Raw genomic sequence first — 21,885 nt, 5'->3', positions numbered from 1 at the left:
AAACGATAATTGTACCTATTTGTGTTTTTCAGTTTATACGTGTCATCATCATTCCAACATCTGGAGATTTTATCATCTTATTGCTCCTGCTACTTCTATGCTATTTACTTTTGAGTGATGTCATTTGAAACACGAACCTTTAGCGGTGTATAGTCCTCCGTTAAATCCCAAATCATCGATGGAACTTCATGCCAGGAGCTGGATTCACGGACTACAATATGACTTGAGGATTCCCTCAACACTGTTTTTTGCTCAACTGGTGCAGGTTTTTCTTTTTTGTCTGAAGCCACTACAGCTTCAGACTTTTCCTTTGGTGCTGCAAATGTTACGACCTTTGATTTTTCCTCTTTTATGGATGTTGTTGATTTTTCTTCTTGTGTTGAAGCTACTACTGCTGGTTTTTGTACTGAGGCCACTACAGGTGCAGGTTTTTCTTCTTGAATTGAAGCTACTACAGCTGCAGGTTGTTTTACCTGTGTCGTTTCTCCTATATGAGCAATCTTCTCTATTTGAGCTGAGGCATTGACAGTGACAGGCTGTTTTTCTAAAACATGAGCTTTTTCAAATGCTGGCTCAAGCTCATTAAACACACTTGTAACTGTCCATTCGAGCTGACACATCTGATTAGTCAATATAGGCCGAATATCCTTTACCATTAAATCTTCAATAGCTGCATCCGTTGGTAAATCCACATTTAAAGGAACTGCATACTCAAAATAACCAGTATCCCCTTGAATATCTAGCGCATCGATTTGTACTAATTCTTCATCATCCAGGAAAGCTTGCATGTCTTGAAAATCAAAGCGAACATGTGCTGTGATATGATAAATACCCATTAATCGTAGAGAATCTTCTAACTGCATTGTCTGCCATCGCGGCTTAATTTGTACAGCTGCTATTTCCGTTGGGCAGCCATAACCAGGAAAACAAAAAGTTTCACTCATATTCCAAGTTTTGTGTTCGATAATAATCCCTCCCCTTGCATCATATGAAGCTCCGAAGGATAGTATGCTAAAGGTTGATTAATCAATTTCGCCTTGGCGACGGAAATCAACCACACGTTATGATGATGAGCCTAAAAAAAGGCATACTAGAAACCTTCTAGCATGCCTTTTTACTGTTGTTACAACAGCAGAATTATACATTCACCAATTTAATTTTATTTGCCACACGATCTGTTAACATTTGTGTTGCTTTTGGTACGATCGGCTTAAAGATTGGATTTAAAATAGGACCAGCTAATCCTCCCGCTGTTACTTCTAAGAAGCCTGTCATCTTTGTATTTTCTGCATCAATACTTTCTGCTTGGAAATAACCGTTTCCTGAAAAGTTGTCAGAAAGTCCTTTTAATTCGAATGTTACTTTTGTAGGCGCTGCCCATTCTAAGATAGTAATCTCTACTTGTACTGTTTTTTTCAGTACACCAACATTGCCTTTAAACGTCCAATTTGAATGTTTTTCATCAATCATTTCATGTGCATTATAACCTGGGACAAGCTTTGCCCATTTTTCCATATCACTGACGAAATCCCATACATTTTCAATTCCTACGGGTACTTCGACCATATGTGTGCCAGTTGCCATATCAATTCACTACTTTCTTTTACGAATAGCTATATTATATACGATTTTGCCCACGATTTGGCTATGCTGAAAGTTATAATTTTAATAAAATTTTTTAAAGCGGTAACGATCATACATTCATTGTCATTTAACGGGTAAAAATGGATCATCACCAAAACGTGTGGTTGATTTCCGTTCCGACTGGGCGCTTTGTCTGTGATGGTTTTAGCCTTCGTTCCTCTATTGCTAATCCCCAAGGAGTCGCCCAGCCTCCACTCCAATCAACTTATTTACATAGTAGACGTTTTACCAAAAGTCATCCAAAACTTTTGGTGATGAACCGTAAAAATATAAGCCATTGCAGATAAAGGCATATTGCATTACTTTAACAACAAAAAAATAGCATACCAGAAAATACTTCTAGCATGCTATTTTGTATCAACCTGTTATCTTGCTAATTGTGCAAACACTTTATGGAAGGCATCAACCGTTTTTGCGATATGCTCCTCCGTATGTGCAGTGGAAATAAACAAACCTTCAAATTGAGATGGCGGTAAGAAAATACCTTCCTCTGCCATTAGACGGAAGTATTCAGCAAATAATTGCAAATCAGACGTTTTTGCTGAATCAAAATCAATAACATCTTCATTCGTAAAGAAGAAACCTATCATTGAACCAGCACGATTCACAGTATGTGGAATATTGTATTTCGTTGCTGCTTCACGGAAACCAGCCTCTAATTGATCTCCTAGCTTTTTGAAGTATTCATAAGAGCTATTATCAAGGCGAGATAATGTTTCATAGCCTGCTGTCATTGCTAATGGATTCCCTGACAATGTTCCAGCTTGATAGATTGGACCAGCTGGTGCTACCTGCTCCATAATTTCCTTTTTCCCTGCAAATGCACCAACAGGAAGTCCACCGCCAATTACTTTTCCTAATGTTGTCATATCTGGTGTTACATCAAAATAACCTTGTGCACAGCCATAGTCAACACGGAAGCCTGTCATAACTTCATCAAAAATCAACAATGATCCATGTTCCTTTGTTAATTCACGTAAACCTTGTAGGAAGCCTGGTTGTGGAGGTACAACGCCCATATTTCCTGCAACTGGCTCAACAATTACTGCTGCAAGCTCTGAACCAAACTTTTCGAAAATTAGTTTTGCCCCTTCTAAGTCATTGTACGCTACTGTTAACGTATTACGTGCAATATCCGCTGGGACACCAGGACTGTCAGGTAAGCCTAATGTAGCTACCCCTGAGCCTGCTTTAATAAGTAAGGAATCTCCATGACCATGATAAGAACCCTCAAATTTCAAAATTTTATCACGTCCTGTAACACCACGAGCTACGCGTAAAGCAGACATCGTAGCCTCTGTCCCAGAAGACACGAAGCGAATCATTTCCATACCAGGAAGTCGATCTAATACTAATTTAGCTAATCGATTTTCTGTATAGCTCGGTGCTCCAAACGAAGAGCCTTTCGCTGCTGTTTCTGCAATTGCTTTTACAACTTCTGGATGCGTATGACCTAAAATAAGAGGTCCCCATGATAATACATAATCAATATATTCATTGCCATCGATGTCTTTAATAATAGCACCGTGACCAGACTCCATGAAAATTGGATCCATATTTACGGATTTGAATGCACGTACTGGGCTACTAACGCCACCTGGCATTAAGTTAATTGCTTCAGCATAAGCTTGTTTTGATTTTTCGTAAGAACGCGTCATTTATTTCTCCTCCAACCAACGTGCAACATCTTTAGCATGATACGTAATGATTAAATCTGAGCCTGCACGTTTCATGCTAAGTAACGTTTCAAGCACTACTTTTTTCTCTTCAATCCAGCCATTAATAGCCGCTGCTTTAATCATTGCATATTCACCAGAAACGTTGTATGCAACAATCGGTAATGTAAAGTTATTTTTTACATCACGAATAATATCTAAATAACTTAGAGCTGGCTTAACGATTAAGAAATCTGCACCTTCTGCAATATCCGACTCTGCTTCACGGAATGCCTCCATACGATTCGATGGATCCATTTGGTATGATTTACGATCACCAAATTGAGGCGCACCATCAGCCGCTTCTCGGAATGGACCATAGTAGCTAGATGCATATTTTACGGCATATGACATAATCGGAACATTTTCAAAGCCTGCTTCATCTAGTCCTGCACGAATCGCTGCCACAAAACCATCCATCATATTGGAAGGAGCGATGATATCCGCACCAGCTTTTGCTTGTGATACTGCTGTACGTGCTAAAACATCTAATGAAGGATCATTTAAAATTTGATCGCCTTCAATTAAGCCACAGTGACCATGATCTGTAAATTCACATAAGCATGTATCTGCAATAACTAAAAGCTCTGGGTAGCGAGCTTTAATAAGTCGTGTTGCTTCTTGCACAATACCATGATCATGGAATGCACCAGTTCCGACTGCATCTTTTTCTGCAGGTAAGCCAAATAAAATAACCGCAGGAATACCTAAAGCAACAACTTCATCAATCTCAGCTTCAAGTTTATCTAATGAAAATTGAAAAACTCCCGGCATAGAAGATACTTCGTTTTTAATATTTTCGCCTTCCATTACGAAAATTGGATAAATTAAGTCCTCTTTGTGTAAGTATGTTTCTTTTACCATTGATCGTATAGCAACGTTTGCACGCAAACGACGATGTCTCTGAAATTGTAATTTTGTCATTTTCTTTCTCCTACTTTCGTTATTTCCTCGATAACTGCTTGCATTGTATATACGCTCGGCATAACATCTACAATAGCACCGTGATTTAAAATAGCTGCTTCTGTAATATGACCGATTACTGCTACACGCACTGCCCTCCAACCAACTACCGAAGCTACATCCTTGGCGTAGACATCAACCGCGGAAGGGCTAGCAAAAATCACTGTGACATCACTATTCGCACAGATACATTCAATCATTAATTGTATTTGATCATGTCGCTCAATCGTTTCATAAACTGTCCATTCCTTCAATTTAAAGGGTAGCCCTTCCTTTAATGTCTTTTTCGCTTTTTCTCCACGAATAAATAGACACGTAGGATTGCTACCTGCTACATTAGGAAATTCTTGAACAAATACATCTGCACTAAATATAGAAGGCATAAAGCTCACATGGAATCCTAGCTTTTCTAAGGCTGTAGTAGTTTTAGTACCAATAGAAGCAATTTTCCCTGGAAAATGCGCTGCATTTACATTAAATCGGCGCATCTTGCTAGCAAAAGCTTCTACCGCATTTTGACTCGTAAAAATGAGCCATTCAAATTGACGTGCAAACTCTAACTGCACATCGTCGTTACTATCAATCAGCTCGCAAGTTTCAATCAATGGGGCAATTACTGCATGGCCACCTAAAGCTGTAATGTCATCTATTATTGTTGTCGTCTTAGATGTACCTGTCAAAATAATAGTTTTACCTTCTAAAGGTAAATTATTTTGCATCTTGCTCTGCCTTTACTCGTTGAATTAATTCAAAGGCTCCTTGCTTTGTTAAAATCTCAGCAAGCTCTTTCCCAACTGCTTCCGCATTAGTGCCCACAACCGTTTCCTTATAAACAACTGAAGCATCTGGTGCAGCAACAAGACCAGTTAATGTAATTTCTTCCCCGTTAGACTTTGCGTATCCTGCGATAGGTACTTGGCAGCCACCATCCATAGCCGCTAGGAAAGCACGTTCTGCATGTGCTTCTTTCCATGTTAGGCTATCTGTTAACTTGCCTAATTCCGTTAATAGCTCCGTATCGTCTCCACGGCATTCAATACCTAGAGAACCCTGTGCTACTGCTGGTAGACAATCCTCTACAGATAAAAACTCAGTAACTACATCATCGCTCCAGCCAAGGCGTTTTAGTCCAGCTGCTGCTAAAATAATAGCATCGTATTCATCAGTTTCAAGTTTAGCTAAGCGTGTATCTACATTTCCACGAATCCATTTAATTTCTATATCTGGACGGACTGTTAAAAGTTGAGCACTGCGACGAAGAGAACTTGTCCCAACTACAGCTCCTGCTGGAAGATCGGCAAATTTCACATGTCCTTTTGAAATAAATGCATCACGCGCATCTTCACGTGGTGGAATACAGCCAATGACTAATCCTTCAGGCAGTACTGCAGGCATATCCTTCATAGAATGAACAGCAAAATCAATTTCTTTGTCGTAAAGTGCTTGTTCAATTTCTTTTACGAAAAGCCCTTTACCACCAACCTTAGATAGCTGCACATCTAAAATTTGATCACCTTTCGTGACAATTTCTTTCACTTCAAATTCAAATGGAACACCAGCAGCTTTTAACTCATTGATAAACCAATTTGTTTGTGTTAAAGCTAGCTTACTTCTTCTAGAACCTACAATAATTTTTCTCAACAGTCTTCAACCTCTCTTCTAATACCATAAATGGAATCGTGATAAACTGCTTCCTAAAAAGAAGTTAACAACAACTAATAGGTAAGCGTATATATGTACCCACGCATAAGTTGTCCCTGTCAGTTTACCTTTACGATTCACATACAATATAAAGCAATACAAAATTAAAATAATAAAGGACCCAATAATCTTCGCATCAAAAATTGAAAAACTCTCTAGCGTTAGTAGTGCCCATTCAAACCCTAAAACTAAACTTACAGATAACACTGGAATACCAATGTAAAATGAAACATTCATCCAGTTGCTCGTCTGCTGTAGTGATGGCAACCTTGTCCATAAATGTGACCATTTTTTCTTTTTCAGCAAACGATATAATACTAAATACAATATCGCAAAAACAAATGTTAAAGAAAACGCTGCGTAAGATAAAATGGCAAATGATATATGAATAAAAAGCAATTCCGAAATTAAAGTATCACTAACTACTCCTGTCGGCCGTTTCGGCATAAAAGTAAAGATACTAGCGAATAAAAATCCTAGTATATTAATAATAAATACCGGTAGATCAACTCGTGCAATACAGTGCAAAATAATAGACAATGTCACGAGCAGCCAGGAATAAAAGAGAATCCCTTCTGACAAGGATAAAATCGGAAAACGCTTCGTTTCCACAAAAGTTAATAAAATAATGGCACTTTGTATTATCCATACGAATGAAACAAGCCAAAAAGCAACTCGCCTTGCTCGTATTTGCTTATAAAAGTAATCAGTAAAGTAAAATACTAGACTGATCGCATACAAGACGATCATTACTTCATAGAGCCTTGTCATTGTCAAATCAGCCAATAGACATCCCTTCTTTATATTGAAAGTGCTAAAGTAGTGTACTTTAGCCTAGAAAAAAAAACGTTTTCGTATCCTTAGTTTACCATACAGATACGAAAACGCCTCATTTAAAAATCAGTAGAAAATCTCGTTCGCGGAAAAAAGCTCGAAGGGCAACTTTTCTAAAGTTGCACCGCGAACACATAGACATCTATCAATTATGCCTTGGCATAATTGCGTCCGGAATCGGCTTTGTGCTTAGGCCTGCACGATGCAGGTCAGTTAGCCGTTATCGCATGGATGCGATGATTTTAGGCTAACTTCCTTTAAGAACTCCTTTCCGATTCTGTGACATCCGCCGGAGGCTTTAACTTCTTTCAGCGGATGTTTGGACACCCGCTGAAAAGTAACTTTAACCTGCATTCATCTCACCACCTATAGAGGTGGGAGACTTCTGTAGCTGACGCTTTGCTTTCGCTACAAAAGAGATTTGCTGAAAGAAGTTAGAAAGAATACTTTGGTTCAGTAGAAGATTGTGACGACTGTAAGCGCTCTTTGCGTTCAAGCTCTTGTTCTGTCATCGCAGTAACTTCAGCTTCCACAGCATCCTCAATACCGAAAATTTGTTGGAATAAACGTAACTGTTCATTTGCTTTTGGTGAATTTGCCATTTCCTTAGCTTGTAAAATTGGTTCTTTTAACAATTGATTAATAATAGACTTTGTATGCTTACTTAAAATTTTACGTTCTCGATCCGTTAAATCCGGCATTTTATTTTCGATACTAATCATTGTCTCTTCTTGAATATGATTCGCTTTTTTACGTAAAGCCGAGATGACAGGGACAACGCCAAGAGTCGCAACCCAATCTTTAAATTGCACAACCTCTTTGCCAATCATCGAAGAAATATCAGCAGCAGCACGTTCACGTTCTGCTAAGTTTGCTTCGACGATGCCTTGTAAATCATCTATATCATATAAGAAAACATTTGGTAAATCTCCAACACGTGGATCGATATCACGTGGCACTGCAATATCTACCATAAATAATGGTTTACCTTTACGCAAACGTTCAACAAATTGCATCAATTCATAGTCAATTACATAATCTGTTGCACCTGTAGACGTAATTAAAATATCCGCTTCTAATAACGAACATTGTAGTTCCTTCATAGATTTTGCTTCACCGTCAAATTTAGCTGCCAGACTTTCTGCTTTTTCGAACGTACGGTTAATTACGGTTACTTTTCCTACACCGCTACCGTAAAGGTTCTCAATAGCAAGTTCCCCCATTTTTCCTGCACCTAAAATTGCTACATGTTTACGTTGTAAAGATCCAAATATTTTCTTCGCTAATTCAACTGCTGCATAAGAGACAGATACCGCGTTTTCACCGATAGCCGTTTCATTATGTGCACGCTTCGCAAATGTCACTGCTTGTTTAAATAGCTGATTGTATACCGTTCCAGTTGTTCCAATCTCTTGTCCACTTAAGAAGCTTTTTCGTACTTGTCCTAAAATTTGTGTTTCGCCAAGTACCATCGAATCAATTCCAGCTGTCACTTTGAATAAATGTTCGATTGCCTGATCTTCTTCACGAATTGTTAAATACGAAGAAAATGTCTCCACAGACAGGTCGAACCAATTTGCTAAAAATTGTTTAACAAAATGGCGTCCAGTATGCAATTGATCAACTACTGCATATATTTCTGTACGGTTACATGTCGAAACAATAACGTTTTCTAATATACTTTTTTGCTTTTGCAGCGCTTCCATTGCCTGTGGTAGTTCACTCTCTATGAATGATAACTTTTCACGAATCTCAACTGGCGCCGTTTTATAATTCAAGCCTACTACGATGGTATGCATGAATAACACCTCTCACGTTCTAATTGACAAATCCCATTATAGCACAGTTCGACAATAGTTCATCAATAATTTGTGAACATGTCATGAAGAACTGAAATTCATCTACATTAGAATTATTATAATCTAAGTTTAGCAAATTATACGTTCGGTTTCAAATTTATTGTTTGTCCAGAAATTTTATAAAGAATTAGGATATATTGTTTAACCATCTTCATCTACTTCTATTAATTAGAAGACAATGATTTCCGCTACAGGCTACTCGTTTCCTGCGGGCGAGCGTCGAGCCGCTTCGCTCCGTGCAGGGTCTCGTCTGTCTCGCTTTCCCGCGGGAGTCGAGTAGCCCTCCGCTACAATCATAAAAATGGGCATAAAAAAATATATACTATTAAATAGATTTTAAAACAGCCCCATTGTTATTTAATTATAAAAAAATAGCATTTGTTGATTTATTTTTAACAAGGCTAGCTTCACTTTATTATTTCAACGAACCTCTGTAAGTCGAACATCAAAATTATCGTTCCCATTTAATAATCAATAGAATTGGCTATGTCTACTAAAGTTTTTGGTGTCACTTTAATTGCAACTCATTTATCAATACTTATCATATACTGCAAATTGTCTCTATAGAAAACAAGTACATTAAAACCTAAAATATTCATATAGGTTGCTATATTTCCATTTTTTAATTCAATAGTTTTTAATACATATTTCTTGTTGTTCAAAATCATCTGCTGCTTCTTCTACCGATTTATATCCTATTTCAGGATATGTTTCTTCATATGGACTGAGTTTATCCTTTGCAGATGCATGTAATATTATTAAACAAAATGTATAAAATGAAACTAAGAAAAGAGGATAAACAGTTCTGTTCATTTGTCTTCACCTCAAAATATTTTTATGTAATTTTCCCGAATTTATTAAAATTATTAATTGAAGAATTCATTACCGAAAGTTAGAATAAAAAATTTTTTAAAATGTATGATGAGGATAAGTTGATTGGAGTGGAGGCTGGGCGACTCCTCGGGGATCAGCGTCACAGATGAGACCCTGGAGCGAGCAACGCGAGTGAAGCGGCTCATCGGACGCCCCCAGGAAGCTTTGCTCTGTGCGAAAGCGAAGCGTCAGCGACAAAGCGCCCAGCCGGAACGGAAATCAACCCCACGTTTTAGTGAATGCTATAGTTTCTAATATCAAAAAAAGCTGAACTAATTGTTAGAATTAGTTCAGCTTAAAAATACAATTTTATCTATTAATCTGTGATTGTCACGGTTTTTGTAGCTATAATTTTACCGTCTTTATCGTATGCTACAAATTCAATCTCATTATTAACTTTGAAGTCCTGCATTGTTTGAACTGTTTTTGTTAGCATGTAGACACTATCACTACGCTTATTCAATTCAAATTGCACATCTCCACTTAAAGAAGGGAATCGTACATTAACCTTTGCAACATTTGAACAATTACCATCAATTCTTGCATTCATTGTAATATTGCCTTTGCGTAAAGTTACTGTCGCTTCTTCAAATAAATTTTCAGGATTCACACAACTTGACGACGAAGTTTTACATAAAATTGAATCAATAATTTTTTGGAAAACTTGATGTAATTGTAAGTTATCGTTAGCGTGGTAATAAGTACCACCAGTTTCAGTAGCCAGTTGCATTAAAATTGCATCATTGACTTGTGATTTTTTACCCATACTTACAGTGTAAACCTTAACCCCTTTATTTTTTGCATCGTTCAGTACTTTTGTCATTTTCGATTTACTTGTTTTACCATCGGATACGACAATTATAGATTTTGAGGTTTTCGAATCATTGGAGAATTTAGACAGAGCGAGATCTATACCTGCAAAAATATCTGTGGCACCTTTCTCTTTCGATGCTTTATATAGATCTTTTTTCAAGACGTTGTCTGTACTGCCCTCTCCAAGAACAGTAGCTTTTGTATTTGTTTCAATAACAATATTATTTTTAGCTTTAATTTGATTGATTACTTCCATCATTTTCTTACCGCGATAATTTGTTTGGTCAGAAGCTTTCATGGAAGCAGAGTAATCAACTACGTAAGCGACTTCTGTTGCTAAAGAACAAGAATTTTTACTAAAGTAAGGATTTGTGAAAATTTCCTTTGTAATTGTTTTATCTTTTAAATCCTTCAATATTGTTGCATAACGAGGATCTATTTTATTAACTAATGTAGCTTCAGCTTTAGATTTCCCATAAATAACTGAGTCAAAGTATGCTACAGCTGTCCCTGGGCTTCCTGTGTTATTTAAATAATCCGAAGTATTTGTAACAAATGAAGCTGTTTTCTCAACACCATCAAATTTAATTTTTACTGTTCCTTGATAGTCAGTAATAATTTCTCCACCTGGTCTTACTAATGTAACCATTACCTTTGTATAACGATCTTTACCAGACGGTCTTGATGCCGCATCCGCACTTTCCTTTAATGCTTCCACTCGTTTTTTATAGGCTTCTACTTGACCGAGCAATTTACCACCTTGGTATTTTAATAATACTGTTCGATCATAGTTACTCAAGTTTGTGAAAATAGCATAAATTTTCATGACACTATCATAATGCTCAAGCGTCAGTTGTTTTTCGTCTGGCAAATAGCCCATAAGTTGAATAATAGAACCGACTGGATTAATGTTCTCAACCTGTGAGGCAATCGCATCATCAATTCCTTGAATACGATAAATTGGACGCCCATCATCTGAAATCATATACATAATTTCAATCGTATCATTAATAGAATCCTTCAAGCGTTTTTGAATAATTGTTTCGAATAACCAAACTGAAATATTATAGTTCTCAAACTGTAAAATGGCATTTTCATAGCCTAATGCAGGGTAATTTTTATCACTGCCACCATATTGTAAATATTTATTTACAACATTTCCTAAAATATTCACATTCGTTTGCTGTCCAATACTAAATAGTTTTTCTTCTGGATCAATCCAATGAACGTTAATAATGTTTTCTGTAAAGAACTCAGGTAATTTTTCATATGGTACATATGGAGGTGTGACATTTCCATTGTCATCATCCGTGTTTGCTGGATCATACACTTGATAATCAATGCGCATTTCCGGCTGAGGTAAGTAACGGACATGTGCATTTAGTTTTTCGCCTACAAGACATTTCATGCCCGGATCTGTGTTGTTAATAAGCTCAAATGTAATTGTATCACGTACAGATTTTGTTAATTTTGGTGCTATCACAATCGCAGAGACAGTAGAGCCATCTGATTGTACATTACGAACGGCTTCACCAGATGTGTCAACAATTTTTGCACCATATGATGATGTTACACGGAATGTATAAGATTTATCATCAGGTATTGGATCACCATTACAAGCTTTTAAAGATACAGTAATGAGCGTTGAATCTTGGTCATTTGCAATTAAATCTGGTTTTTCAACATCAATACTTTGTAGAGCATTATTAACATACTCTGGTCCAGTAAAATCATTAGAATTATCCTTTGGCTCTTCGAATTCTGCGTTGTTTGAGCCCATGAATCCTGGAGGTAATGTGATTTTATCGTTATCACGACCTGTTGCAGCACGTTTTAATCCTAGTACAGCAAAGTTACCGTTTTGTACACCGCGATATAAAAATTCAGCAATATCTCCACGAGTTAGCTTTGTAGAAGGATTGAAATCGGCAAATGTCTTTTTACCAGTGCTTCCAGTTGAAATATCATTTGTGTATAAATATTGAACCGATTGAGGCTCATCTAAATCTAAGCCTTTAAAGGCAGCATATATACGCGCAAATTGTCCACGTGTAACAGCTTTCGAACGATTGGCCGTTGCGTATGTACCATTAAATGGTAAATAAAAATCACTATAGAAGTTATAAGCGACACTGTCGTTATATGTTAATGCATAGTTTTTATCAAGCTTTGCAAACATTACAACAAGCTCTTGATCAGTTATTTGATCATTAGGTAAAAAGTTATTAGCGCTATTCAATGAGAGTAGATCATTATCGACTGCCCATGAAATAGCTTTGTATTTACCATTATTTGTTGGTACATCATTAATTGTAGTAGCGGCATTAGTCACAGCTGGAGTTGCTGTCATCAAGACTAGTACGAAACAAAGCAGGGATAGAAATGCTTTTTTGGCATACGTCATTTATTTTTCAGTCCTTTCTTTAGTTAAAGAACAATATGTCATCTCGATAGTTTTGTTTTAAGTCACTTTCCAAATAATTCAAGAAACGTTCTAACACTAATGATGCTTGTGCTCGCGTTAATGGTTGATTTGGATTAAATCGACCTGTTACAGGGTCACCAGTCATTAAGCCTAATTCATTTGCAATGTATATTCCGTCTTTTGAATAGTCAGGAATTTGCGCATCATCCTTAAACTTCGTCACATAGCCTGGATCTGGCGCCTTATTTTCAAGTCCTAATGCACGTACAAAAATCGTCGCTGCTTGAGCTCGAGTAATTTGATTATCAGGTTTGAAATACTCTGGTGTTACACCTTTAATAATTCCTTTTTTAAAAGCAGACTCAATATAGGCATAATCTTTTACCGTACGTTTAACATCTTTAAAAATACTAGTTGCTGATGTCGATTTTTTCGTTTTCGGTTCTTCCATAACACGTAAGTCAACCGCTTTACCAATTGCCGTTGTAAAATCAATACGCTTCATAGGTGTATTTGGTGAGAAGAAGTTACTTGCATCAGAGTAAATACCTAAAGAGTATAATTTTTCAATAGCTCCTTTCGCGTTATGGTTTGATACATCACGGAACTTAGGAATGATTAAACGTTCAATTGTCGGCATGTATGCTTTATCTAAGTCAACAGTACCTTTTTGCCCAGAGGCTAAATCATACGTATATTCAGAAATAACATCCTTTTCACTTACTACCGCATATCCACCATCAAAGCTCCCTAAACTACCTAGGTTTTCTTCATAGTTTAGTACGCGTGATTTGCTTGTAGATAAACGATTTTTCACATGGCTTGTCTTACCATCGCTATAGTTATAAACAGCTTCTGTAATTTGTGTTTCTGATGCTCCCCAGAAGTTTTCATAGCCAGCATGACGACTATCAGTATCAATTGTTACAGTATTTTGGACTGCATTTTTTCCAGTCCCAGTTTGATAGGCATATGTTTTTCTTGAAATCACATTACCTGAGTAATAATCAGAGGCTGCACGATTGTCTGTTACAGTACCTTGTGAAAATTGGTAATCTACCAATGTATAAGTTATTTTCCCAGCAACAATTTTCTCCGTATACTTTTTCACTACACCATTCGATGTTTTTTGACCAATCGTAGCATAATCTACAACATCAGATTCATAGGCCATATTTCGTATCAATGTAGCACCGTTACTTGCTGTTAGCTTTAAACTATGTGTTTCCGTTAACTTTCCTTTAGATTCTTTTTGTGTGATTTTAATGTCTTTACTAGTGCCTTTAAATATAATGGGTGTTCCTGTAATGAAAACAGCTTCCTCATATGTATATTCATTTTTTACAGCACCTGTTGTTTCTAATGAAGCAGCTGATGCATTTTCTGGGATAGTAGCTCCAATAACAAATACAGCAAGAACTACTAACATTATTTTAGATAAATGTTTTCGCATTCTTTTGTTGTCCCTCTCTTTCATTCCATACATATCCGCATCTGGAGCTGTCAATAATTTCTTCAACATTACAAAATAATGAGATGTGTTGATCAACCATTTTTTCTACTACATTCAGCAGAAGATTGGCTTTATAAGCAAAAAAATCCTATTAATAAACTTATTTTTTCCTAATCAACACACCTGAAAAATATAAGGTTAATATCTGCTCGTCTTCTACTCGTAGGGCGACAAAATTTTTCATCATAAGCAAGCTCTAAATTCGCTTAAGCTGAATACCTTCGTCGTAAATATACTCGCAGAAGACTCACAGACTTCTAAATTGATTAATCAACTAATATTAAATGAGCTTTGACAAAACGATCTGATAAGACTACTAAACGATCAGAAGGTTTTAAATCAGATGCTTGAATAACTTTACCAGCTTTAATAATTGTAGCTTGGTCAATATTCATATCAACCATTTCACCAGCTTCATACCAGCGACCATTTTGCCATTGACTAACGCTCTTCACATTGATGACAGCTGGGTATTTCGATTTAACTGACTGTAGTTTACCAGTTAACATTAATGGTGCAACAGGCTTCGCTTTATTAAGAATATGAAGGGCCTGCACATGACCATCCTTCACATAGAAGTATCCATATTCTCCTTCATATAAATGAAGCTCAATATCAGGAATGACACTATATATTTTGTTACCATCATCTACTATTGCCTTTGTTGAATTACTAACAGATAGTACAGTACGTTCTGTTTTCTTGAAGACATTTGACTCGATCTTCATCGCATCATCAATTTCGACTAAATAGCCATCTGCTTGTGATAAACGTCCATAATATAACTCATGACCTGCTAAGTTTGGTGACATAAAGCTATCACTCGTTACTTGCACAACTTGGGCATAATGATCACGTGCAGCACCGTCCGAAATAACAAAGGCTGTACCATAAGCTAATAAGCCAGTAGGTTCAATTAAACGACCATTTCTAATTAAAATCGTTCCATCGTGGAAGTATATTGTACCAGCAGATTTAAGTTTTAATAATTGATATTTAGCATCGACAGAAAGCATAGGCTCGTAGTAAGTTCGCTCGTTGTTTTTCAAGACAACAATTTTTTCAATCACTTCTTTGCCAAATTGTTTCACTGTTGCATAATATGCTTCACTGCCAATGTAATTTTTCAACTGACCTTTATCAATTTTAGTATTTCCAACATAGATCGGAACCTTCGATGAAAAATCCATCGTTGATAAAGCCGTTGTTGTATCAGATCCAAATTGCCAATTGATAAAAGCATGTTGATTTTTGACAGTTAATTTATTTGCATTGGCATTAACCGTCTGTATCTCACCTTTATACAGGTTTTCAACTAACGTACCCGTCTCACTAATGTCTATTTTTGTGACAATGGATGTGTTTCGATTTTTAAGGCTAAGCTTAACACGATCCCCCACATATAAAGCGCTAATATCGACAGCCGAGGAATTTTTTTGATATGCTGTATCTTTATTTATATAGTAGGTTGTTTCCTCTCCGATATCTGGCTTCAGCATAATGAATAGTCCATTTGGATCTATACTTGTCACTACTCCAGCAAGTGTTTTAGTATTTTGTGCAACTGTTGGAGATTCTGTTTCATTTGTAGAATTAGAAGTACCTCGAAGCTCAACAACGCTGCGAAGAGAAATTTCCGCTTCTACTTTCATTCCCATCTTAAAGCCTTCGATTGTTGTCACTGTATTATTAATATACAGGCGGGCACTATCGTTTATATTATATGTAACTTGACGACCGCTTTCATTTTGTAAAGTAATTTTACTAAGCTTTTTTTCTATTACTCCGTTTGAATTTGCATATTCTGAAAATGTTACATCGACAAAGGTTCCAGTCACCATTTGGGCAGCATGCGCTGTTTGATTTGATGAAAATCCGAGAACCGCTAGTAACACAATCATTAGTATGTATGGAATCTTCTTCAACAAATCCCGCCTCCTAAAAAAATGTTATTAAAAATAGTATATCGTACTATTGGTAGTTTTTCCTATTCAAAAAGTTACATTTTAGTGCTTTTACTTACTTATCAATTATGCCTCGGCATAATTGCGTCCGGAATCTGCTTTGTGCTTGCACAAAGAACTCCTTTCCGATTCCGTGACATCCGCCGGAGGCTTTAACTTCTTTCAGCGGATGTTTGGACACCCCGTGAAAAGCGACTTAAATTGCTTAAAGAAGATGAATCTACCGATAGACACAAAGATAGAGGTAGCTTCCAATTTCAAGCTACCTTCCCTACATCATACTTGAACGTCAATTGTATGTCCTGCTGTCGGATGTGGAGCATCTAACATTTCAACTAATTGTTCTGTATTTTGCTGTTGCATCTCCATTGCTTGTTTCGTAACAGCTAGAGATACATTTTGCATTAAAGTTGCTTGATTCATTGCCATTGATAAAGCTGCGATATCCATCTAGTCCACCTCCTATTTAATTTATCGGTCAGTTGTTTCATTCATCAAGCGATTCCCCCCATTTTTAATAAAAAAACATCTACTGTCCTAAATAATAGACTCAATAGATGTTTTTTTATCACATTTTATTTTCGATTGTACGCCAAGCTTCTTCAAAACCAATTCCTTTTTCTGAAGAAAAGACAATAAGAGGATCATTTTTTTCCATGTCTAGCGTTTCTTTCACGACTTTTTTATGCTTATCCCATTTACCTTTTGGAATTTTATCTGCTTTTGTTGCAATGATAATACAAGGAATATTGTAATGCTTTAAAAAATCATACATCATGCGATCATCAGCTGTAGGGGGATGACGTAAATCAACAATTTGTACGACTGCCTTTAATTCATTACGCCCTGTGATGTAACGCTCAATCATTTTTCCCCATGCTTCACGCTCAGTTTTTGAAACCTTTGCATAGCCATAGCCCGGTACATCCACAAAAAACAATTGCTCTTCAATTTTGTAAAAATTAAGCGTTTGTGTTTTTCCGGGCTTAGAAGAAATACGTGCTAAAGCTTTACGACCGATCATTCGGTTAATAAATGAGGATTTCCCCACATTTGAACGACCGGCTAGTGCAAATTCTGGCAGTCCATCTTCTGGATATTGGTCTGGTCTTACAGCACTTATGACCATTTCGACGTTATGGACTTTCATTTCTTAAAAACCTCCGTCCAGTGCATAGGCTAATACTTCATCAGCCGATGACACTAGTTTAAATGTTAGTTGTTCGCGTACGCTTCCAGGAATATCCTCAATATCTCGCTCATTATCTTTCGGACAAATAATTGTCGTTAAGCCCGCTCGATGCGCACTGAGTGTTTTTTCCTTTAATCCACCAATTGGCAGTACACGTCCACGTAATGTAATTTCACCTGTCATGCCGACTTCACGGCGTATTGGACGGTGTAAAATTGCGGAAACAATTGCTGTTGCCATAGTAATACCTGCGGAAGGTCCATCTTTCGGCACAGCTCCTTCTGGAACGTGAATATGAATATCATGTGTTTCAAAATATTCTGCATCCACTTTTAGCTCTTCCGATTTTGTACGGACATACGATAACGCGGTTTGAGCTGATTCCTTCATGACATCGCCTAGCTTCCCAGTTAGCTGCAATTTTCCTTTTCCAGGTGTTAATGATACCTCAATTTGTAATGTATCACCACCCACAGTTGTATAAGCAAGCCCAGTAGCTACACCGATTTGATTTTCCTCTTCTGCTTGTCCATATCGGAAACGATGCTTGCCGAGTAAATCCTCTAATGATTTCGAGTTAACTGTTACTCGTTTTTTCTCACCAGAAACGATGATCTTAGCGATTTTACGACATAGGGTTGCGATTTGACGTTCAAGTCCACGAACACCTGCTTCACGAGTATAATAACGGATGATATCTACTACTGCTTCATCTTTAATAATAACTTGTGTTTTTTTCAAGCCATGCTCTTTTAACTGTCTAGGTATTAAATGATTTTTCGTAATTTGCTCTTTTTCAATTTCTGTATAACCAGCAATTGAGATTACTTCCATACGATCCAGTAACGGCCCAGGAATTGTACTTAAATCATTGGCAGTTGCTATAAATAATACATTTGATAAATCATAAGGTTCTTCGATGTAATGATCACTAAATGTATTATTTTGAGCCGGATCTAAAACTTCAAGCATTGCTGCTGCAGGATCTCCCCTTAAGTCATTAGACATTTTATCAATTTCATCTAGAAGGAACACAGGATTAATCGTCCCTGCCTTTTTCATCCCTTGGATAATACGACCTGGCATTGCCCCAACATACGTACGACGGTGACCACGAATTTCTGATTCGTCACGTACCCCACCTAATGAAATACGGATAAATTTACGATCCAAGCTTTCTGCAATAGACCGAGCTAATGACGTTTTACCGACACCTGGAGGGCCTGCCAAACATAATATTGGTCCACGTAACGATTTTTTCAACTGACGTACAGCTAAATATTCTAATATACGTTCTTTTACTTTTTCTAATCCGTCATGATCACGATTTAAAATGTCCTCTGCATGTGCGATATTCATGCGATCCTCAGTCGCATTTGTCCAAGGTAGTGATACGATCCAATCAATATAGTTTCGAATTACGCCACTCTCTGCACTAGCCGCTGGTAACTTCTCATAGCGATCCAACTCTTTAAGCACTGCTTCTTTCGTTGATTCAGGCATTCCTGTTTCGTCAATACGTCTTCGTAATTCAGCTACTTCGCCAGTTTTCCCTTCACGGTCTCCTAGCTCAGTTTGAATAGCTTTCATTTGTTCACGTAAGTAATATTCCTTTTGCGTACGCTCCATGGATTGCTTAACTTTTGTATTAATTTTCTTCTCAAGATCAAGTACTTCTTGCTCGTCATGTAAACGAATAATTAAATGATCTAAACGCTTCTTTACACTGAGCATCTCCAATACTTCTTGTTTATCAGCAATCTTAAATGGTAAATGCGATGCAATGATATCTGCTAAACGACCGGGCTCTTCAATGTCTGCCACAGTACTAATGGTTTCAGATGTAATCTTATTGGAGGCTTTCGCGTATCTTTCGAAATACGTTAACAACGTACGCATTAAAGCCTGTGTTTCAACATCCTTATCGATGGTTTCTTCCTTAACATCGATGTCAGCAATCGTATATTTTTCTAACGCCCGATAGTTAGACCATGTTGCACGCGCTACACCTTCCACTAAAACACGCAATGTCCCATTTGGTAATTTCAGCATCTGTTTGACATATGCCATCGTACCAATTGGATATAAATCTTGCTCATCAGGCTGTTCATCATGCACTTCTTTTTGTGTTACCAATAATATCAATTGGTCCTCTAACATTGCTTGTTCTAGCGCCGCTACAGAACGATTTCTACCCACATCAATATGTAACACCATCGACGGGTATACTAAAAGTCCACGTAAAGGCAATAATGGTACATTTGTTGTTTTTTGTATTGTTACCATGCGAGTATTCACCTCCGTCAAAATTTTCTTATACACTCCCGCGCTACTAGTATGTGTCTAAAAAGCTGATTCACACTAGTTAATCAATCGAGCCAAAAATTTCATCTAATTACAGTTGGCTTTATGTATGAATGAATGAATAAAAAGCTGACTGTCGATATGTGCGAATATTGCACAATCGAAGTCAGCTAAATTACTCTTTATCTCATAACAATAGACAGCCCCGTCTGTTCGTTATGCTGAAGTTTTTGTGTCGCTACCTTCATCGAGTTCAGTGCCATCTTCAAGAAGCAATTTCGGTTTTTCTTTATCCGTAATTGTTTTTGCTGTAATGATACATTTTTTCACGTCTTCACGTGAAGGTAGTTCGTACATTACTTCAAGCATTGTTGACTCAATAATTGAACGAAGACCGCGTGCACCTGTTTTTCGTTCAATTGCTTCTTTTGCAATTTCAGAAAGCGCACCTTCATCAAACTCAAGCTCAACACCATCTAGTTCAAGCATTTTTTGATATTGCTTAGCTAGTGCATTTTTGGGCTCCGTTAAAATTTGTACAAGCGCAGCCTCGTTTAATTGCTCAAGACTTGCAAGTACTGGTAATCGACCGATGAATTCTGGAATTAAACCAAATTTCAATAAATCCTCTGGAATCAACTTAGCCATAATTGAGCCTTCATCCATCTCAATTTTGTTAGGATCTGAACCGAAGCCAATTACTTTTTCACCCTGACGACGTTTAATAATGGATTCTATTCCATCAAAAGCTCCACCCACAATAAATAAGATGTTTGTCGTATCGATTTGTAAAAACTCTTGGTGAGGATGCTTGCGGCCGCCTTGTGGTGGGACACTCGCAACTGTACCTTCTAAAATTTTAAGAAGTGCTTGTTGTACGCCTTCACCAGATACATCACGTGTAATGGATGGATTTTCAGATTTACGTGCAACTTTATCGATTTCATCAATATAGATGATCCCTTTTTCAGCACGTTCGATATCGTAATCCGCTGATTGAATTAATTTTAATAAGATATTTTCAACGTCCTCACCCACATAGCCAGCTTCAGTTAGAGAAGTAGCATCAGCAATAGCAAAAGGAACGTTTAATATACGCGCCAATGTTTGGGCTAATAAAGTTTTACCGCTACCAGTTGGGCCGATTAACACAATGTTCGATTTTGCTAATTCTACATCATCAATTTTACTATTCGTATTAATGCGTTTGTAGTGATTATAAACCGCAACTGCTAAAGCTTTTTTAGCACGTTCTTGTCCTATTACATACTCATCTAAAATCGATAAGATTTCTTTCGGTTTTGGAATATCTTGAAACTCAATTTCTTCTTCAACGCCCAGTTCCTCTACAACGATTTCTGAACAAAGCTCGATACATTCATCACAAATATAAACACCAGGACCTGCAACTAGTTTACGTACCTGTTCTTGTGGCTTTCCACAGAATGAGCATTTTAAATTGCCTTTTTCATCATTAAATTTGAACAATATGTTTCACCCCTATTCAAGCAACAATCTTACAAGATTATTGAATCATTATCAAATAAATTGTCTGCATCCATTTACACCACGGCGTTTATGGTTCGAGATTTTAAAAAAATTTACTACATGCATAGTACAGAAACACTGACATTTACCGCAAAGCTGCTATTTATTTCTTGACAAATTTACCAATTATATCTTTTGTTCCCATGTGCGTAACTGACTGATTCTTCAGAAACCTCTAGCGACCAGAGACCTTTCGTTTCGTCAAGTCCCTGACCCTCGTCACTTGATATTTGGCTTGTGACTTTACTGTTATAACTGGTAGAACAAGTTACAGATCCTTAAATAAGCAACTTGAATTTCTTTAAAATCTATTACATTCGCCAGAGGCTTAACTTCATTCAGAAGAGGATGTATTTAGTTGTTCCTCGTTTGGAAGAATTGAGATATCCATAAGCCTTATCTCTGCTGAATAAAGTCAAATTTTAGCATCGTGTAAAAAGTCAAACAATACTATGTATTAGAGAAGTGTAAAGGCTTTGCCTATCCCCTTATCAAAAAAGCACTTCCTTTTGGAGGATACTTTTTACGGTGATAGTA

16 protein-coding genes are annotated in these 21,885 nt (G+C 37.1%); all 16 read right to left on the bottom strand.

The annotated features are described in order from the left end of the window. Window positions 1-104 precede the first annotated feature (104 nt). The 16 genes from ABH968_RS00975 to clpX all read right to left on the bottom strand — a co-directional run bounded on the left by ABH968_RS00975 (window position 105) and on the right by clpX (window position 21,288). Window positions 105-863 carry a valyl-tRNA synthetase gene (locus tag ABH968_RS00975; RefSeq protein WP_370041734.1) on the bottom strand — a complete coding sequence of 253 codons (759 nt, stop codon included), beginning with the start codon at window positions 861-863 and terminating at the stop codon, window positions 105-107. Window positions 864-1,137: 274 nt separating this feature from the next. Continuing rightward, a complete protein-coding gene (locus ABH968_RS00970) occupies window positions 1,138-1,584 on the bottom strand; it encodes an SRPBCC family protein (protein WP_370041732.1) in 447 nt (148 codons plus the stop codon). Between the two features lie 425 nt (window positions 1,585-2,009). Continuing rightward, complete coding sequence (hemL, locus tag ABH968_RS00965; RefSeq protein ID WP_370041730.1) at window positions 2,010-3,302, bottom strand: glutamate-1-semialdehyde 2,1-aminomutase; 1,293 nt, start codon at window positions 3,300-3,302, stop codon at window positions 2,010-2,012. Then, window positions 3,303-4,283, bottom strand: a complete 981-nt coding sequence (gene hemB / locus ABH968_RS00960; protein WP_370041728.1) for a porphobilinogen synthase — start codon at window positions 4,281-4,283, stop codon at window positions 3,303-3,305. It lies immediately after the preceding gene. Beyond that, complete coding sequence (locus ABH968_RS00955; RefSeq protein WP_370041726.1) at window positions 4,280-5,041, bottom strand: uroporphyrinogen-III synthase; 762 nt, start codon at window positions 5,039-5,041, stop codon at window positions 4,280-4,282. Before ABH968_RS00955 ends, hemB begins: the two co-directional genes overlap by 4 nt. Continuing rightward, the gene (hemC, locus tag ABH968_RS00950) at window positions 5,031-5,963 is read right to left on the bottom strand and encodes a hydroxymethylbilane synthase (protein WP_370041724.1); all 933 of its coding nucleotides are present in this window, start codon (window positions 5,961-5,963) and stop codon (window positions 5,031-5,033) included. Before hemC ends, ABH968_RS00955 begins: the two co-directional genes overlap by 11 nt. Window positions 5,964-5,981: 18 nt before the next feature. Then, window positions 5,982-6,809, bottom strand: a complete 828-nt coding sequence (locus ABH968_RS00945) for a cytochrome C assembly family protein (RefSeq protein WP_370041722.1) — start codon at window positions 6,807-6,809, stop codon at window positions 5,982-5,984. Between the two features lie 482 nt (window positions 6,810-7,291). Next, window positions 7,292-8,656: a glutamyl-tRNA reductase gene (gene hemA, locus ABH968_RS00940; RefSeq protein WP_370041720.1), complete on the bottom strand. Its 1,365-nt coding sequence runs from the start codon at window positions 8,654-8,656 to the stop codon at window positions 7,292-7,294. A gap of 687 nt (window positions 8,657-9,343) precedes the next feature. Continuing rightward, complete coding sequence (locus tag ABH968_RS00935) at window positions 9,344-9,529, bottom strand: hypothetical protein (protein ID WP_370041718.1); 186 nt, start codon at window positions 9,527-9,529, stop codon at window positions 9,344-9,346. Between the two features lie 376 nt (window positions 9,530-9,905). Next, window positions 9,906-12,806, bottom strand: a complete 2,901-nt coding sequence (locus tag ABH968_RS00930) for a vWA domain-containing protein (protein ID WP_370041716.1) — start codon at window positions 12,804-12,806, stop codon at window positions 9,906-9,908. A 19-nt stretch (window positions 12,807-12,825) separates the two neighbouring features. Continuing rightward, the gene (locus ABH968_RS00925; protein ID WP_370041714.1) at window positions 12,826-14,280 is read right to left on the bottom strand and encodes an S-layer homology domain-containing protein; all 1,455 of its coding nucleotides are present in this window, start codon (window positions 14,278-14,280) and stop codon (window positions 12,826-12,828) included. A 326-nt stretch (window positions 14,281-14,606) separates the two neighbouring features. After that, window positions 14,607-16,265, bottom strand: coding sequence for a hypothetical protein (locus ABH968_RS00920; RefSeq protein WP_370041712.1), 1,659 nt, complete (start codon window positions 16,263-16,265; stop codon window positions 14,607-14,609). A gap of 315 nt (window positions 16,266-16,580) precedes the next feature. Further along, entirely contained in the window at window positions 16,581-16,754 is a 174-nt protein-coding gene (locus ABH968_RS00915; protein ID WP_012295488.1) for a YjfB family protein, read from the bottom strand. 118 nt (window positions 16,755-16,872) lie between these two features. Next, the gene (gene yihA / locus ABH968_RS00910; RefSeq protein ID WP_370041709.1) at window positions 16,873-17,454 is read right to left on the bottom strand and encodes a ribosome biogenesis GTP-binding protein YihA/YsxC; all 582 of its coding nucleotides are present in this window, start codon (window positions 17,452-17,454) and stop codon (window positions 16,873-16,875) included. A gap of 3 nt (window positions 17,455-17,457) precedes the next feature. Beyond that, window positions 17,458-19,782: an endopeptidase La gene (gene lon / locus ABH968_RS00905; RefSeq protein WP_370041707.1), complete on the bottom strand. Its 2,325-nt coding sequence runs from the start codon at window positions 19,780-19,782 to the stop codon at window positions 17,458-17,460. Between the two features lie 234 nt (window positions 19,783-20,016). Then, window positions 20,017-21,288: an ATP-dependent protease ATP-binding subunit ClpX gene (gene clpX, locus ABH968_RS00900; protein ID WP_053484851.1), complete on the bottom strand. Its 1,272-nt coding sequence runs from the start codon at window positions 21,286-21,288 to the stop codon at window positions 20,017-20,019. Window positions 21,289-21,885 lie beyond the last annotated feature (597 nt).

The organism is Lysinibacillus sp. RC79 (genome assembly GCF_041262405.1).
Classification (GTDB): domain Bacteria; phylum Bacillota; class Bacilli; order Bacillales_A; family Planococcaceae; genus Lysinibacillus.
The sequence above is the reverse complement of the archived record's forward strand: the minus strand, read 5'-3'. Positions and strand labels throughout refer to the sequence as shown.

Bases quoted from the DNA above. Each gene is read 5' to 3' on its own strand.
- hemA (WP_370041720.1), bottom strand. From the start codon at position 8,656: ATGCATACCATCGTAGTAGGCTTGAATTATAAAACGGCGCCAGTTGAG.
- ABH968_RS00955 (WP_370041726.1), bottom strand. From the start codon at position 5,041: ATGCAAAATAATTTACCTTTAGAAGGTAAAACTATTATTTTGACAGGT.
- ABH968_RS00975 (WP_370041734.1), bottom strand. From the start codon at position 863: ATGCAGTTAGAAGATTCTCTACGATTAATGGGTATTTATCATATCACA.
- ABH968_RS00970 (WP_370041732.1), bottom strand. From the start codon at position 1,584: ATGGCAACTGGCACACATATGGTCGAAGTACCCGTAGGAATTGAAAAT.
- yihA (WP_370041709.1), bottom strand. From the start codon at position 17,454: ATGAAAGTCCATAACGTCGAAATGGTCATAAGTGCTGTAAGACCAGAC.
- ABH968_RS00935 (WP_370041718.1), bottom strand. From the start codon at position 9,529: ATGAACAGAACTGTTTATCCTCTTTTCTTAGTTTCATTTTATACATTT.
- ABH968_RS00930 (WP_370041716.1), bottom strand. From the start codon at position 12,806: ATGACGTATGCCAAAAAAGCATTTCTATCCCTGCTTTGTTTCGTACTA.
- ABH968_RS00925 (WP_370041714.1), bottom strand. From the start codon at position 14,280: ATGCGAAAACATTTATCTAAAATAATGTTAGTAGTTCTTGCTGTATTT.
- hemB (WP_370041728.1), bottom strand. From the start codon at position 4,283: ATGACAAAATTACAATTTCAGAGACATCGTCGTTTGCGTGCAAACGTT.
- lon (WP_370041707.1), bottom strand. From the start codon at position 19,782: ATGGTAACAATACAAAAAACAACAAATGTACCATTATTGCCTTTACGT.
- ABH968_RS00915 (WP_012295488.1), bottom strand. From the start codon at position 16,754: ATGGATATCGCAGCTTTATCAATGGCAATGAATCAAGCAACTTTAATG.
- hemL (WP_370041730.1), bottom strand. From the start codon at position 3,302: ATGACGCGTTCTTACGAAAAATCAAAACAAGCTTATGCTGAAGCAATT.